The organism is Roseovarius sp., from assembly GCF_965277045.1.
Lineage (GTDB): Bacteria > Pseudomonadota > Alphaproteobacteria > Rhodobacterales > Rhodobacteraceae > Roseovarius.
In genome coordinates, this window is record NZ_OZ255712.1 from 2,766,177 (window position 1) to 2,782,226 (window position 16,050).

General features: G+C 60.4%; 11 protein-coding genes, 1 pseudogene and 1 riboswitch. Of the genes and pseudogenes, 3 read left to right on the forward strand and 9 right to left on the reverse strand.

Annotated elements, in window-relative coordinates; all coding sequences use genetic code 11:
• Positions 1-31 precede the first annotated feature (31 nt).
• The 8 genes from ggt to ACQY4V_RS13880 all read right to left on the reverse strand — a co-directional run bounded on the left by ggt (position 32) and on the right by ACQY4V_RS13880 (position 11,062).
• Positions 32-1,669, reverse strand: coding sequence for a gamma-glutamyltransferase (gene ggt, locus ACQY4V_RS13845; protein ID WP_428512587.1), 1,638 nt, complete (start codon positions 1,667-1,669; stop codon positions 32-34).
• Positions 1,666-3,735 (reverse strand): alpha/beta hydrolase domain-containing protein, encoded by a 2,070-nt coding sequence (locus ACQY4V_RS13850; protein WP_428512589.1) that lies wholly within the window; start codon positions 3,733-3,735, stop codon positions 1,666-1,668. The genes ggt and ACQY4V_RS13850 overlap by 4 nt, the downstream gene beginning before the upstream one ends.
• Positions 3,720-4,697, reverse strand: coding sequence for an oligopeptide/dipeptide ABC transporter ATP-binding protein (locus tag ACQY4V_RS13855; RefSeq protein WP_428512591.1), 978 nt, complete (start codon positions 4,695-4,697; stop codon positions 3,720-3,722). Before ACQY4V_RS13855 ends, ACQY4V_RS13850 begins: the two co-directional genes overlap by 16 nt.
• Positions 4,697-5,755: an ABC transporter ATP-binding protein gene (locus ACQY4V_RS13860; protein ID WP_428512593.1), complete on the reverse strand. Its 1,059-nt coding sequence runs from the start codon at positions 5,753-5,755 to the stop codon at positions 4,697-4,699. Before ACQY4V_RS13860 ends, ACQY4V_RS13855 begins: the two co-directional genes overlap by 1 nt.
• Before the next feature lies 1 nt (position 5,756).
• Complete coding sequence (locus ACQY4V_RS13865; RefSeq protein WP_428512595.1) at positions 5,757-6,659, reverse strand: ABC transporter permease; 903 nt, start codon at positions 6,657-6,659, stop codon at positions 5,757-5,759.
• The gene (locus ACQY4V_RS13870) at positions 6,656-7,543 is read right to left on the reverse strand and encodes an ABC transporter permease (RefSeq protein WP_428512597.1); all 888 of its coding nucleotides are present in this window, start codon (positions 7,541-7,543) and stop codon (positions 6,656-6,658) included. The genes ACQY4V_RS13865 and ACQY4V_RS13870 overlap by 4 nt, the downstream gene beginning before the upstream one ends.
• A gap of 99 nt (positions 7,544-7,642) precedes the next feature.
• Complete coding sequence (locus tag ACQY4V_RS13875; protein ID WP_428512599.1) at positions 7,643-9,184, reverse strand: ABC transporter substrate-binding protein; 1,542 nt, start codon at positions 9,182-9,184, stop codon at positions 7,643-7,645.
• A 39-nt stretch (positions 9,185-9,223) separates the two neighbouring features.
• Positions 9,224-11,062, reverse strand: a complete 1,839-nt coding sequence (locus ACQY4V_RS13880; RefSeq protein ID WP_428512601.1) for a CocE/NonD family hydrolase — start codon at positions 11,060-11,062, stop codon at positions 9,224-9,226.
• A 137-nt stretch (positions 11,063-11,199) separates the two neighbouring features.
• On the opposite strand from ACQY4V_RS13880, the gene ACQY4V_RS13885 reads away from it, so the two are divergent.
• Together ACQY4V_RS13885 and ACQY4V_RS13890 are read left to right on the forward strand one after the other, a co-directional pair.
• Positions 11,200-12,096 carry a LysR family transcriptional regulator gene (locus tag ACQY4V_RS13885; protein WP_428512603.1) on the forward strand — a complete coding sequence of 299 codons (897 nt, stop codon included), beginning with the start codon at positions 11,200-11,202 and terminating at the stop codon, positions 12,094-12,096.
• Between the two features lie 79 nt (positions 12,097-12,175).
• Positions 12,176-13,249 (forward strand): serine hydrolase domain-containing protein, encoded by a 1,074-nt coding sequence (locus ACQY4V_RS13890; protein WP_428512605.1) that lies wholly within the window; start codon positions 12,176-12,178, stop codon positions 13,247-13,249.
• A 131-nt stretch (positions 13,250-13,380) separates the two neighbouring features.
• On the opposite strand, the pseudogene ACQY4V_RS13895 reads toward ACQY4V_RS13890, so the two are convergent.
• Positions 13,381-13,565: pseudogene (locus tag ACQY4V_RS13895) on the reverse strand (transposase); the annotation flags it as partial.
• A gap of 107 nt (positions 13,566-13,672) precedes the next feature.
• Positions 13,673-13,883, forward strand: a riboswitch (cobalamin riboswitch).
• Positions 13,884-14,008: 125 nt separating this feature from the next.
• Here ACQY4V_RS13895 and ACQY4V_RS13900 point away from each other — a divergent pair.
• The gene (locus ACQY4V_RS13900) at positions 14,009-15,952 is read left to right on the forward strand and encodes a TonB-dependent receptor plug domain-containing protein (protein ID WP_428512607.1); all 1,944 of its coding nucleotides are present in this window, start codon (positions 14,009-14,011) and stop codon (positions 15,950-15,952) included.
• Positions 15,953-16,050: the final 98 nt, after the last annotated feature.

A 16,050-nucleotide genomic window follows, 5' to 3' on the forward strand; every position in this document is an offset into this window, starting at 1 on the left:
CAATCTGGGCTACGAAATGGTCCTTCGACGATCATTTCGTATCAACTTCTGCAGCTGTCACACGGTAGGCGACCCCGTCGCGGCCTGGATCAGCCATGCCACCTATCCGCCCGTCCGCCATGCTGATCGCGTGGACCCAGCCAATCGTATGGCCGTAGGGATTTCGGATGACATCCCGGCCATCGTCCTCCAGTACCTTGGTCACGGATCGTGGGATCCTGTTGGAAACATCGATCGCATTTCCGGTCGAAGAAAAACGCGGAGCGGAGACGGCCTCGGAAATCGGCATACCGAAATCGACGCTGTTCAGGATTGTCTGAAGAACACCCATTACGATTTGTGTTCCGCCGGGCGCGCCCAGGATCAGTGCCGGGTCCTCGCCATCGAACATGATAGTGGGACACATCGCGCTGAACCGCGATTTGCCGGGAGCAATGGATCCGGTTCGTCCAGGGCGCGGGTCGAACACGCCCATGCATCCGTTATACATGAAGCCCAACCCTGGCGTGATTACGCCGGAGGGCATTCCGAGAGAATGTGTCATGGACACGCAATTACCGTCTCCGTCTGTCACCGAGATATGGGTCGTGTCACGCGGCACCACATCCGTTGCCTGCAGGCGTTGCACCGTCGCCCGTTCGCCACGATTTATCTCGGCGGCGAGGTCTGCGGCGTAGTGCTTGTCCGTTAGGCGGTTGAGCGGCACGTCCACAAATCGCGGGTCGCCTACAAAGCGGTCCTTGTCGATCGTGGCGCGTTTCATAGCTTCAGACACCAGAGCGAGATAGGCCGGGCTGTTGTGTCCCATATCGGCCAGATCGAAATTCTCGAGAATGTTCAGCATCTCTAGCAGCATCACACCGCCCCCCGGCGGCGGGTTCGTCACGATCCTTCGCCCGCGATAGCTGCCTTCCAGGGGCGCGCGCCATTCGGGTGCGCACCCGGCCAGATCCGCCGCGGTCAACAAGCCGTCATTGGCCTCCATATCCGCAAGGATCTGTTCCGCGATCGTGCCAGTATAGAATGTGTCGGCGCCTTCGCTCGCGATCATGCGCAGCGTCTTGGCAAGATCCGGATTGCGGATCTCTGCTCCGGTCGCCTTGGGCTGTCCATCTTCACGGCAATAGAGCGCGCGACCGTCGGTACTGAAGGCCAGTCTCTCGGCGGTAGCGGCACGCCCCATGCCGGATCCTTCGGCAAAGAAGGTCTGCATGGCAGGGCGTACGAAGTATCCCTCTTCTGCCCATTCGATGGCAGGTGCCAGCACGGTATCCCAAGGCAGCATTCCATATTTGGCGTGCCCCTCTGCATAGGCCCGCAATGCCGGAGGCGCGCAGATGGACTGGTAGCCGAGGTCATTTATCCGGCCCTTCAAGACGAAACCAAAGCCGTCACGGGTTTCGCCTTCCACTAGATCGGCCCACATGTCTGCATGTGCGGCAAGCGGCGCGCGAGCGTGGAAATCGAGGTATTCCGTCTTTCCGTTTCCGGGCCGGTAAATGGCCATGCTGCCAAAACCCGCAATGCCGCACATCAAAGGATCGACCACGCCTTGCGCGAAGGCGCAGGCTACGGCGGCGTCGATGGCATTTCCGCCCATCCGAAGAATATCCGCACCCGCCTCGGCGGCCTCGGGCTGCGGGCAAACAATCATCGCGTCGCGTGTCATGTGCTGATGTTCCCTCTGTCGGTTCCGTCAACGGCACCCGCAACAGGCAGACGAGTCAGATGCCTTGGTCGCCCCCAATCCTGCGCCAAGGCCACACAGTTGGCGATGTCGCTCTCCAATATGTAGCCCTTCTTGCAAAGTGCCTCCGCCGCATCGCGGATCGCGTCCTCGTAGGCAGCGGAATCCGCAAAGCGCGACAGGACGGGCGCGCGTGGATCACCGATCTGGGCGCGTTCTTCCTCGGTATCGGGCAACGGAATGTAGCTGCCGGTGATCCCGACCATCGCGCCATGTCCCATGTCCCGGCGGCGCAAGCTCCATCCGGTATAGGTGCCCAATGGCGCTGCGGCCATCGGCGCGCGCAGCCCGCCAAGATCATTTCCATCTTCGTCCACGGCGGGGACCAGAACGGCGTATCCCTGTTCCGAAATGATGCGCGCAGGAGCGCTGATTGTGCCCGTCTCGGCAAAATCGGAACCGAAGTCGAGCTGCTCCAACCTGCTTGGCCCTCGCGGCAGTGCCACGCCCGGGATCGCGGGGAAGGCCGCACGCCATTCCTCCCCTGTTACCAGTGTTCCCTCCGCCCGCGTCGGGTACACGCTCGGCGGCGGCGCAACACCGTCGGTTGCCCAAGCATCAAGCCGGTCGAGCACGGCGCGGAAAAAGTAATGTGTTGCCACCACGTTGCACATGGTCTGACCAAGCCCGGTACTGGGCGCGGTCATCAGAGGATCCGCGAAATGTTGTGAACTGGCCCAAAGGTAGATCCGCACACCGTCGGGTTGCTCCAGATCTTTGCCCCGCGTGTCGGTATGCACCAAAGACGCACGCCGATGCCAGTATTCAGCAGACGTATCGGTATGGATCACAAGCGGGTCCGTCTCGGGGCGCTTCAGAATGGCGTCGTCGGCCCCCGTCAGATGATCCTTGCTGTGGGCATACGAGAAAGGGAAACTGTCAACGGGGGAAAAGTGGTTCTCGTGCTCCTGACCGGGCAACAACGTGATATTGGCAAAGCGGTGGTTCATCCACATCTTGCCCCCACCCGCCACGTGCGGCATCACGCCATCGAACACCCGGTTTCCCTGGCCGTCATCGTTGAATCCCAGATAGACGAAGTCCCGAATGCATCGCCCTGTCTGCGAGCGCCCCCATGCATACGCTTTTTCGTATGGACGTGGCGCAAGCGCCGGCTGACCCTCCGCCTGAGCGCCGCCCTTTTTCAGGAAACTGATGAAATCGCGCACAGCGACATGTCCAAGTCCCAGCACCAGCGGGTCGCGGGCCTCGTAGATCAGTTCGTAAATCCAGCCAGGTTCAAATCCATCGTACAGATAGATGTTGCTGTCCGACGGGATCAGAGCGGTGTCCGTTTTCTTGCTGTCGACACTCCCACTCCTTTCCTGCCGCGCAAATGCCCACGCTTTCGGAGCGATCTCTTCCCTCTGCGCGTTGGCGTAGGCGCGCCGGCTCAAGGTCGCTCGCGTCGTATCGAGCGAAACCGCCGGATAGCTTCGCGTGGACGCCAGCGTACTGAGCGGCATCTCGCGCACTCCGGTCTCGGACGCGATGAATTCTGTGCAGATCGTCCCGGTAATCGGTACGCCGTCACGGGTGGCCACCGGAACATCCAGCAACAGGCGGCCATCACCGGGCAGCAAATCACCCTGCCATCCCATCCAAACGACCGTGTACCCCCGACTCATCAGGTACCCATCGCCGGCATGGGCTTCTTCCAACGGGTCATTACTGCCCGTGGCAACGTTGAAAAACTGCAATGCCCGCTTGTCGCCCCTGTTGCCGTAATCATAGAAGAGCCTGCCGTTCCCTCGGGAAGGGTCTACAGGGCGCAGAATGCAGAAATCCGCCGCAAAGCTGACCCGGCCGGTTTCGTCACGAGGGGCCAGTTCGATATCTGTTACATCCCGAACGCCCGGCGCCGCAGGATCGACACGGAAGAAAACCCTGCCTTTCAGACGCTCGTACGCACCTGTCTCACCAAATTTCTTACCAGCGGCGAAGGCGCGGCGATCGGTGATCCGATAGTCGATCAAACTTGCGGACATTCTTTTTCTTTCGAATTGTTTGGAAAGTGGCAGCGATAGTTGTGTTCGGCATCAGCGTCGGTTCGACAGGGGACTTTTTCCGCGCAGAGGGCGCGCGCCTTCTGGCATCGGGGGTGAAAGGTACAGCCACTCGGCGGATTGACCGGGCTCGGGAACTCGGCCTCCAATCCCATTTCAGGCAGGCGCACACCGGCTCGCGGCGGCAGCACAGCCTTCAGCAAGGCATCGGAATAAGGATGCCGCGCCGCCTCGAAGATATCCCGGCTCGGGCCGCGTTCCACGAGCTGACCTAGATACATCACTGCAACCTCGTCCGCGAGGTGGTGGACGACCGCCAAGTTGTGACTGATAAGGATCATCGTCAGGTTCAGCTGTCGCTTGAGGTTGTGAAGCAGGTTCAAAATCTGCGATTGCACCGAGACATCCAAAGCCGAGGTGGGCTCGTCGCAAATCAGGATTTCAGGCTCACCAATCAACGCTCGCGCGATGGCCACGCGCTGTCTTTGTCCGCCCGATAGCTGACTTGGATAGGCTTCGACGAGGTGCCTCGGCAAACCGACCTCACCGGCCAGATCTCGGACCTTCGTCTGAAGCGAACGCCCGCCCTCGCCGCGCACGCGCATCGGCGCGGCTATGATCGCCTCCACGGTCATGCGAGGGTTGAGGGATGAATACGGATCCTGGAATACAGGTTGGATCAAGCGGGCCCGCTCAACCCGGTCGTAACTTTGGATTGGTTTGCCACCGACCAGAACTTCGCCGCTCGATGGCAGCTCGACTCCCAACAGAATCTTGGCGAGCGTGCTTTTCCCGCAGCCGGATTCTCCGACCAAACCAAGGGTCTTACCGCGTTCAACGCTCAGATCAACGCCCCGCAGGGCACGCAATGTCTGCCTGCGCGCGAACCCGCTGCCAACGCGGTAATCGCGGGTAACGCCCCGCATCGTCAGAACTTCCGGCATCACAGGCTCCCGCTATTGGTTGCGCTTTGGGCAGAGGTTTCATCGGGCAGGATCCAGACATCCGGGTCGCGCGCGCTGCCATCCGTGGGCAGAATGCACCGCATGAGCCGGCCGCTACCGGCGTCCTGCATGGCGATCGGTCCCTTTCGGCATGCGCTGGTCGCATAGGGACAACGATCCACGAAACCGCAGGACGTTCGCTCGCCCACCTGGCGTGGAACGACCCCGGGAATGTACCCAAGCGCCTCGCCCTGCTTCGTCTCACCGGGCACGGGGATCGATCGCACCAGCCCTTCGGTATACGGGTGCAACGGCTGGGCCAGCACCTGGTCGCAGGTGCCAACCTCCACAACTTCGCCGCCATACATCACGACGATGCGGTCAGCCATGCCCGCCACGACGCCAAGGTCGTGGGTGATAAGCAAAAGCCCGATATTCGTTTCGCGCTGGATATCCCGCAACAGCCGCAGGATCTGTGCCTGGATCGTCACGTCCAGCGCAGTCGTCGGTTCGTCCGCGATGATAAGCTCGGGCTCGCATAACAGCGCCATCGCGATCATGACCCGCTGGCGCAACCCGCCCGACAACTGGTGCGGATACTGCTTCAACCGCTCTTCAGGCGCGGGGATACCCACCTTGCCGAGCAAGTCCAGCGACCGCGCCATGGCGCCGGATCGCGAAATCCTGCGGTGCTGCTGCAAAATCTCGCACATCTGGTCGCCAATCCGATAGCAGGGATCCAGCGCAGTCATCGGATCCTGAAAGATCATGGCTATACGGTCACCACGCAGTTGCCGCCAGCGCTTCGGGCTGGCGTCCGCAAGCGACTCCGCATTCAGGTGCAATCCGTTGCATTGCACCTTTGCCTGGCGCGGTAGAAGACCCATGATTGCCAAGGCCGTCAGGCTTTTGCCGCAGCCCGATTCACCAACCACGGCAACCGTCTCGCCACGTCCGACATCAATGCTTACATCCCGTACCGGCCTCAAGACAGATCCCGGGACCGGGATTTGCACATTGAGCCCTTGGACACTCAAGATCCGCGCGTCATCGGTCATGTCAGGCCTTTCCTTCTGGCGTTGTAACGTCGCGCAGTGCATCGCCGACAAGGTTGATCGCAAAAACCAGCAAAACCAGCGCGGCCCCCGGGATCGCGATCATCCAGGGACGGAACAGCAGCTGCGCTTTGGCTTCTGCCACCATCAGCCCCCACGATACGTCAGGCGGTTGCACGCCCAATCCCAGGAAAGACAGCGCAGCCTCCAGCAAAATGGCGTGTGCGATCTCGATGGAGGTCACCACAACTAACGGTCCTGTGATATTTGGGAGGATTTCCCGGAACAGGATACGCGGCGTCGAACTGCCGATTGCACGCGCCGACGTTATGTACTCGCGCTGCGCCAATTGTTGTGTCGCACTTCTCACGACAATGGCGAAACGGTCCCAAAGCAACAGTCCGATCACCAGGATCAGCAGCCAAAGCGAACTGCCAATCAAAGCCACCACGACGAGCGCTACAAGAACGACCGGAAGCGTCAGCCGTACCGTGATGAAAAAGTTGATGATCATGTCCGGCCAGCCGCCCCAATACCCGGCGGTGATGCCCATCGCTGTTCCGATCGTACCCGAGATGATGACCGTCAGAAGACCGAGCCCGAGAGAGATACGAGCGCCGTACAGGAGGCGCGCAAAGTAATCCCGGCCAAGATTGTCGGTTCCCAGAGGATGCTCCCAACTGCCCGCCTCGGCCCAGACGGGTGGCACATAGCCTTCTGACAGGCTTTGAACCGACGGATCGTAGGGTGTCAGCAACGGTGCAAAGATCGCCATCAGGACGATCACGAAAATGATCGTGCCGCCAATCCAGAAGCCGCCGTGGCGAATTGCGCGACGCAGCGCGACCCGGCCCGGGGACATCGACACCGGGGCCGCGTCTTGGGTGGAGCTAGTCAAATCAGTCATGAGATCCGAATCCGCGGATCAAGAGCCGCATTGAGAAGGTCGGCAAGGAGGGTGAGCACGGCATAAGCCGCCGCTATGACCAGGAGGATCGCCTGGATCACCTCGATATCGGCGCGCTGAATGGACTCCCACGCGAGGTGCCCGATCCCTTTGAGAGAAAAAATCGTTTCGATCACGATCGACCCGCCCAGCATGAAACCAAGCTGCACGGCAGCCAATGAAACGACGGGAATGATCGCGTGACGCAGGCCATGCCGGACGACCACGCGCCAGGGCGAAAGACCATAGGCCCGCGCGGTACGCACGTGATCGGACTGCATCACGTCCAGCATGCCCGAACGCGTAAGACGCATGATCGCCGGTGTCGCGTAATAGCCCAGCGCCACCGACGGCATGATGAAATGCCACCAGGTCTCGCTGCCCGAGATCGGAAGCACGCGCATGTAGACGCCAAAGAGATACATCAAGCCCAAAGCGAAAAGAAACGATGGCAGGGCCTGCCCCGCCACCGCCAACCAGAGCGAAAACCGGTCGATCATCGTGTTGGGCCGCAAAGCAGCGATAACCCCCAGCGGGATCGACAGGGCCAGGGCGAACGCCAGGGCGCAGACACCAAGCGATGCCGTCACCGGAACGTGCCGGGCCAGAACATCGGTCACGTCGGCCCGCAGATAGGTCGAACGGCCAAGGTCCCCGGTCATGACACGGCTCACCCAATCCAGGTACTGGACATAAAGCGGCCGATCAAAACCATAGGTCGCTCGAACAGCCTCGATATCAGCTTGACTGGCCCCCTCGCCCGCCATTGCTGCCGCCGGATCACCGGAGAGGTGTACAAGAAGAAAAGCGATCACCGACGTCACGGCGATGACGAGCAACGTCATCAAGAGCCGCTTGGATAAATATACGAGCATGTGGTCTCCTGGCGAAACACGTGGAGGGCTCTCAGCCCCCCACACGCATTCTTGCTGGCTCGGATAGGGTTACTTCCACTTGGCCAAGTAGAAGTGCGCCATCTCATCCGGCGTTACCGGATAGTCCAGATCCTTGTTGAAGGCATAGGTCCGGCCGTACATGAACAAAGGGATGTAATAGGCCTGATCCGCGATCTTGTTCAGAGCCTTGGAATACAATTCCTCGCGCTCTTGCTGATCGGTGGTACGGTCTGCCTCTTCAAGCCAGGCCGTGACCTCTTCATCCCGCGCGTAGTCGTCAGGGCTGCCCGTGAAGTAGTAGCTGGTCGACGCGGACACATCGAGAATCCCGTTCGAGCCGAAGGTCAGATGTCCGATCTGCACTTCGTCATCGACGATCTTCGGACGCAGGGCACGCCATTGCAGGAACTGAAGATCGGTCTCGATACCCACTGCGCGCAGATCGTTCAGGACCGCCTCGCTATACGCGCGGTCACGATAGGCATGGAAAGGGACACTGAAGCCGTCGGGATAGCCGGCCTCTGCCAACAGAGCTTTGGCCTTCTCCGGGTCGTACGGGTATTGTTTCACATCCGTTTCGCAACCGAACTGAACCGGCGCACACATGGATTTCTGCACCTCGGCACCGTCGCCGACCAGATTTTCGGCTATCGCTTCGCGGTTGATGGCATGGGCGATTGCCTGGCGAACCTTCAGGTCAGTCATTGGCGTATCGCCCGTCCGGCCCGCTGCATCCAGGGACAGGAAGGATATCCGCATTGTCGGCGCGGAGACAACGGTCAAGTTGCCCATGGATGACAGCATTTCCGCATTCTCGGGCGGAACGCCCCAGATCCAGTCGACACCACCGGTCACGACTTCTGCGATCTGGGTTTCGGGGTCTTTGATCGTTTTATAGACAAGGGTCCCGATCGACGGTTTGCCCTTGGGGCTATCCTCGAAATAGTCAGGGTTGGCTTCCAGCGTCAGGGACTCGCCCGCCACATACTCCGCCAGCTTGTAGGGTCCGGTGCAGACCGGTTGCACAGCCCCCCAGTCGCGCCGGTCCTCGCCATCGGCTCCCGGTACGACAGGCGCATTCTCATAGTGACCGGTCGGATAGATCGGCGAAGTACCCGTCAGGTATTGAAGAGCTGCCGGCGTCGGGCGCTTGGCGTTGATGCGAACTTTGTAGGTGTCCACCGCCTCGACATTGTCGATCCAGTCCACCAGGACGCGGATCTTCATGTCGCTGTCGGGATCTGCCACGTGGTTCAGGGTGTAGGCCACGTCTTCCGCATCGAAATCGGTGCCATCGTGAAACTTGACACCTTCACGCAACTCCAGCTCAAGCGTGGTATCGTCGGTCCATTCCCAACTGGTTGCCAGCAAGGCCTGAAATTCATTGGTGATCGGGTCGCGGTGCAACAGGCCGTCACACATTGCATAGGCGTTGATAAGCGCCTCGCGCTGGTTGCCGTAGTAGATGTCCGCCGTGTCCATTTCCGTGGATGTGGACCAGACGAACGTGTCGTTCTCCTTGCCCGCCTGTGCCGACGCGGCAGTGATCGCAAGGATCCCGCTCGCTAACAGGGCTCTCGAAAGTAACATAACTTGGTATTCCTCCTAGTTGGTGGTGTTGTTATTCGTCTAGTCGGTCTCGCACCACGGCAGCTCGAGCCAGGTGGCATCCTCCGCGCCGCGTAGAATCTCGATCTCGGGTGGGCGCCCATATGGCAACTGCACGTAGTGGTCGGCATCTGCTGCCGCGACCGAGACGCGGATCCGGCTGCCGCGGGCAAAGCGCCAAGCGGTCGGCAACAGGGCAAACCTGAGCTCTGCCGGCTCGCCGGGTACCAGCGGCGCGCTGTTCTTGCGACTGTAATCGCGGTACGGCCATGTCCAGTTCTGATCTGCAGGCGCAGGAATGACCTTGCGGTGCAGGGCGCGCAACACACCCTCGGTGACGTATCGCAGGCTGCCGTCCGCTTCCAGCTCGGACAGATAGACATGCAACACCGCGTCAGCCTCGCTGGACTTTATCGACAGGTTCACGACCGGATGTCCGGCAATTTCAGATGCGGATTCCAGCGGCGGCGACGTCCATGACAGCAAACCGCGCTCTTTTTCGGACCAGTCGGTGTAGTAATCGGTTACCGGCTGCGCCGACAAACGCTCGTGTCGCGTCCCAAAGCCGGTTCCCCGCGTGAAGTCGGCACGAAACCTGTCCGCGCCTTGGGCACCCAACTCGAAGGACAATGCGCTCTCCCGGTCGGGATAAAGACGGCGGACCTCGGAGTGCGGGGGCCATTGCTGCGCCGCCCGCCATTCTTCGTCGTGCAGTGCGAAATAGTGGATCGGGGCTTCATCCTGAAGCTGCGTTTCAAGCCCCATCAGGTAGTGGTCGAAAAAACGCAAAACCGCGCCCATCATGGGGAACTGACTGCCCGCCTCTTCGCGCCAGGGGGATACGTTGCTGCGCGCGCCGTGATCCCAAGGCCCCAGCAAAACATGCTGATTGGGATTCGGCAGGGATAGGAACCGCGCGATAGAGCCGTTGGCAAAGCCCGCACCATCGAACCAGCCTGATACGGACAGGACTGCAACATCAGGTGAAATCTTGTCGGCATAGTGATACGGGCTGAACGAATGACTGCCGAAATCGGGATCATATGGCAGGCGATCATCGGTGAACCTGAACTCGGTGATGAAATCAGGCATGTGGAAATTGCCAAGATGCTCCTTCACAGCCGCGCGTTTCAGCGCTCCGTCAGGGTCTTCGTCCACAGGCTGCGGGCCGGCATAATCCGGGTTGTTGAAATATGAAAACGCCTCCAGCACATCGGGGCGGTCATGGTCCAGCCCGACCATGATATCGTCATATGTCGTAGCGAGTTGATTCAGCAGCACACCACCGGGATAAAAATGATCCGCGTACGTGTTCCAGACCGCGAAGAGCGGCGCGATAGCCTTGACCGCGGGATGCCCGGTACTTGCAAGGAAACACGCAGCCGCGCCGAGGTACGAAATGCCGGTGGAACCTATCGTCCCGTCCGACCAATCCTGATCGACAATCCAGTCCGCGACTGTGTGAAAGTCCTCCCGCTCCGTAGGTGAGCGAAAGCTGTCCCGGGTTCCGAAACTCGCCCCGGTACCACGGACATCCACGACCACCAGCGCGTAGCCCCGCGGCACGAAGAAGTCACGGTAGAGCGCGATGTTCGGACTAGACTCTGTCGCCGCGCTGTATCCATCCCGAAGTGCAAAACGACGGTAATAGGGTGTCAGGATCAAGATCGTGGGAAACGTGCCGGAACTTGGCGTGTCCGATTGTGGCAGGTAGGTATCGACGGCCAGCCGGCACCCATCCTTCATCTCGACATATTGTGACCGGGGCCGTTCAGGCAGTGTGTACGTCGCCGGACGCTGTTCCAGGTATTGCGACGGCGCTGTAACCCAAGCCGCACTATTTCCGTCGAAGTCTGACATCAACCACCCTGTTCTCGTGCCGGCTACCCGGCTGTATTTTCTGCTTTGCACGACCCTGCCGCAGGCCTATCATATAAGTCAAATTCGGTTTTCGTACTTATACATGCGAAAATCGCATATATTTTGAGGGCGCTGTAATGAACCACAAAAGTCTTCTGGCCTTCCGCGCTTTCATGGAGGGCGGATCAGTAAACGACGCGGCCGAGCGGCTGCATCGGACGCAGCCACAGGTCAGCAGACTTCTGTCCATGCTGGAGGAAGAGGTCGGCTTCACCCTTTTTGTGCGCAAGGGTCGGCGTCTCAATCCAACTCGCGAAGCCCGGGAACTCTATTCTCAGGTCGAACGCGCGTTGTCTTCACTTGACGAAGTCGAGAACGAAGCACGGCGTATCAAGGCCCACCAACGCAGCCATGTCCGCATCCTGACTGCGCCCCACGTGACCAACGCCCTCGTCGCCGAAGCCATCGCAACCATCACAGAAGAAGACCCCCAGTTCACCGCCACTATCGACAGCCGGACGCGCATTGACATCGACATCTGGCTTGGCCGCGAGCAATTCGACGTCGGGATTTCGGTGCTGCCACTGGATGACAGCTCCATTGATATCGAACCGATGGCATCAGTAGATGCCGTCGCCGTGATGCATGAGAATCATCACTTAGCCGCACAAGACGAGGTATCGCTTGAAGACTTGATAGACGAACCTCTGGTCATCAATAGTCCCCGCACGGTAATGCGCCAGCGGATTGACGCGCTGTTTCGAAGGAAGGGGGCAACCCCGAACATCCGGCTGGAGACACCCAATGGGGTCGTGGCCTGCGAACTTGCGGCACGAGGATTGGGGATTGCCGTCTCGGATGGGTTTGTAGCTCGGTCAAGTCTCAGACCGAACATGGTCATCCGCCCGTTCGTGCCAAAGCTGACGCTGGAATACGTGATTTTCTTCCCACGCTGGCGAACCAGAACTCCCGCAATCAACCGGTTGGCGGAACTCATCCTGCTCTCCGCGAAGCGCGTAAATGAAGGCGCGTAGCCTCACACCTTCAGGGCAACATAAATCGCTCTGGCAAGGCATTCAGAACTCCAAAACCTAAAGAAAAGAAAGACCCAACATGACGTCTCACGCCGTAGACCCAGCCCTTCAACCCGTCGTCGACATCGCCCTCGCAAATGAAACCGACTGGCCACGGAGCATGTACCACGCCGACGGCACGTATGCCGGTAGCGCGGAATGGAACGAGTCCGGCCCCTGGGCCGAAGTCGTCGGCCCCGTGACGAAACGCGGCGGTTCCGCCGGGGTGATCCTGCATCGCGGAGAACGTATTGCCGACTGGGGCGATACGGAGCGCGCCGACATGACCTTCTCGATCGCCAAAAGCTACCTCTCGGTCCTTGCCGGCATTGCCGTCAAGGACGGGCTTATCACGGACCTGGATGAGCCGGTCAGCGCCACCGTGGAAGGGCCGCACTTTTCCAGCGATCACAACCGCGCCATAACCTGGCGCCACATGCTGCAGATGAACAGCGAATGGCGCGGTGAACTCTTCGGCAAGGACGACCAGATCGACCATTTCCGCCAGGTCGGGGCCGGCGCGGACAATAGCCGGAAAGGGCAACTGCGCCAGGTTGGCCGCCCCGGAAGTTACTACGAATACAACGACGTGCGGGTTAATGCCCTCGCCTATGCCTTGCTGTGCCGGTTCCGCCGTCCGCTGCCGGACATCCTGCGCGAGCGGATCATGGATCCGATCGGCGCGTCGGACGGCTGGCGCTGGGACGGGTACTCCACATCGTGGGTGGAGATTGATGGACAGAAAGTGCAATCTGTCACCGGCGGCGGTCACTGGGGCGGCGGTCTGGTCATCAGCGCCGATGATCACGCACGCTTTGGCCTGTTCATCAGCCAGAACGGTCGCTGGGACGACCGACAGATCCTGCCCGAAGACTGGATGGCGCAATCCGTGGCACCGACACCGACACTCGACAATTACGGCTACCTTTGGTGGCTGAACCGCGGCGTAGACGCCAATCCCGATCTGCCGACCAGCGCCTTCAGCGCTCTCGGAGCAGGCGGACATTGCATCTGGATCAACCCCGAGGATGACGTCGTCGCCGTGATGCGATGGCTTGACCCGGCCAAGACCCAGACCTTCCTCAAGGCTCTGATGAGCGCGATCCGGAAATAGGAGTCTACCGGCTGGTGTGCAGGCTCAACTGAACCGCGCCGGGTTTGCCGGAGGCTGGTTGATGTAAGTTATGCGGCCATTGTCTGAGGTTCCAGAGCTGGGGCGTAGTTTGCCTGGCGGTGTCGGACTACGCGGAAACGACCGTGCCGGTTATTCGAGCAGGTCGAGCGGTCCGGCACCCGGTCGCTAACGTCCAGACGGCAAAACCAAGGAGACGCGAGGTTCAGATGACCTTCTCGCAAAGTCGCCGCACCGAGCGAATGCCGAAGCAACAGCCGACCAGCGGCAAACGAGTAAGAAGCTCGGGATCGACGGCGTTGCCATGTGAAACGTGAATGGGGCCAGCCCTCAGAATACCGCCCGGCTGCGGATGAAACCTTCCAGCCTTCGATTTTTTGTCTTTTCTCAAACCTTTTCATCCATTAGGCATCGTCTCACTTCGGTTCCCGGCGGTTTTTCGGCGGGATAATAGGGAATGCGGTGCGACGCCTAAGGCGTCCATTCCGCAACTGCCCCCGCAACTGTAGGCGGAGAGCGAAGCCGGACCATGTCACTGTCATGCGGCGCATGATGGGAAGACCCGGCCAAGCATTGACCCGCAAGTCAGGAGACCTGCCGAGGTGATCACCCTGTCCGAACGCGGGGCGCGTTTCGACAACGGACTCTCCGTAGCGGTGACGATATCACCGTCTGCGGAGTCACCCCTCCAAAGGCAAATACAAAAGCCATCGCGTCAAGCGAGATCCGGAGGGACATGCCATGTCACGCTCACTCAAAGCCGCACTTGCGGCATCCACCGCCCTTTTCACCCAGCCCGCCCTTGCCCAGGACACGCCTTATGACCTGGGAACGATCTTTGTTTCCGGCGGCCTGACCCCGATCGAAGGCAGCGCCTATGGCCGTGCCGGTACTGTCCTGACCGAAACGGATATCGAGGATCGCGGGTCACGATACGCGGTCGACCTTATCCGCTCACTGCCGGGTGTCTCCGTCTCTCGTACCGGCCCCGTTGGCGGTCTGACCCAGATCCGGATGCGCGGCCACGAGGGCAACCACACGCTGGTCATCATCGACGGCGTCGAAGTGGCCTCGCCCAGCCAGGGCGAATACGATTTCAGCGGTCTTCTCAGCGCCGATATCGAGCGCATCGAGGTCCTGCGCGGCCCGCAATCCTCGCTTTACGGCTCGAACGCCATCGGCGGCGTGATCTCGATCACCACCAAGCGCGCGACCGAGCCGGGATTCAGTGGGCAGGCCGGGTTCGAGATCGGCACCGACGAAACCACGCAAGTCAGCCTGGCCTTGCGGCAGCGCACGGACAAACTGGCGCTCAGCTTTTCCGCGACGCGCCGGGATACCGGCGGCTATGACGTGTCGGGCCTGAACGGCGAGGACGACGGCGATCTGAATGAAACCTACAACCTCAACGTCCAGTATTACGCGACCGAAAACCTGACCTTCGGCGGGACCCTGCGGCACGTGAAAAGCGATTCGGACTTCGACGGCCAGATATACACGGCGCTCACGCCTGCCGGGCAAATCCTCGTCGATGATTTTTCCGGTTCTGATACCTCTGAAACCTTCGGTTCGATCTACGCCGAGCTCGACACGTTCGGCGGACGTTTCCGGAACCGGCTCGACCTATCCTTTGCGGACATCCAGACAGACCGTTTCAACGGCGCCGGGGTGCAGTCGGGCGACACCACAGAGACACGGCAGAAGATCAGCTACAAGGGCAGCGTCGCGCTGGATGGTGGCTCGGTCGACACAGCCCGCCACGTGCTGACCCTCGGCGCCGAGTGGGAGCGTGAGACTTTCGTGAACAACAATCCCGCCTTCGTCTTCGCACCCAGCCAGCTCATCAAGCAGACGCGCGAGCAGACCGCCCTCGTGGCGGAATATCAGGGGAACCTGACCGACCGTCTTGATGTGCAGGCCAGCGTCCGGCAAGATTTCAACGACGAGTTCGAGGATTTCAAGACCTACGCTGTCGGTGTGTCGTACATGCTGCCCAACCGGACCACCCGACTTCACGCCTCCTACGGAACCGGCGTCCAGAACCCGACCATGTTCGAACAGTTCGGCTTTTCCAACAATTTCATCGGCAACCCCAACCTGGAACCCGAGCAGAGCGAGGGCTGGGATTTCGGTGTAGAACAACAATTCCTTGACGGGCGCGGCCTTGTCGACGTCACCTATTTCGACGATGAACTGACCAACGAAATCTCGTCCACCGTCGACCCTGGCACCGGCAGCCTGACACCCTTCAACCAGGCCGGCAAAAGCGACCGCAGAGGCGTGGAAATCGGCGCAACCTGGCAGGTGAACGCACGGCTCGACCTTGGGCTGAATTATACTTGGCTTGATGCCGAGAACCCGAACGGCAGCACCGAGGTCCGCCGCCCGGAACACGAGGTGCTGTTGCAGCTTGGCTATGACTTCCCCGATGACCGCACGCGGTTCACCATGGACGTTCAGCACGCGGCGAACAACGTCGACCTGTTCTTGCCGCCCAGCTTCATATCGGTTCCCGTGACCCTGCCGGACTACACCCTCGTCAACGTCGGCTTGCGTCACCAGATGACCGACAGCGTCGAAATCTATGGCCGGATCGAGAACCTGACGGACGAAAAGTACCAGGAGATCCTCGGGTTCGAGACCTCCGGCCGCACGGCGTTTTTCGGCCTGACGGCCACCTTCTGAGATGATGGCGCGGCGTCTTTCCACGGCCCTTGCCAGACTGGCCCTCGCAGCCTTGCTGTGCGGCGCCAAACCGGTTGCTGCCGAGGCGCCGCGCCGCG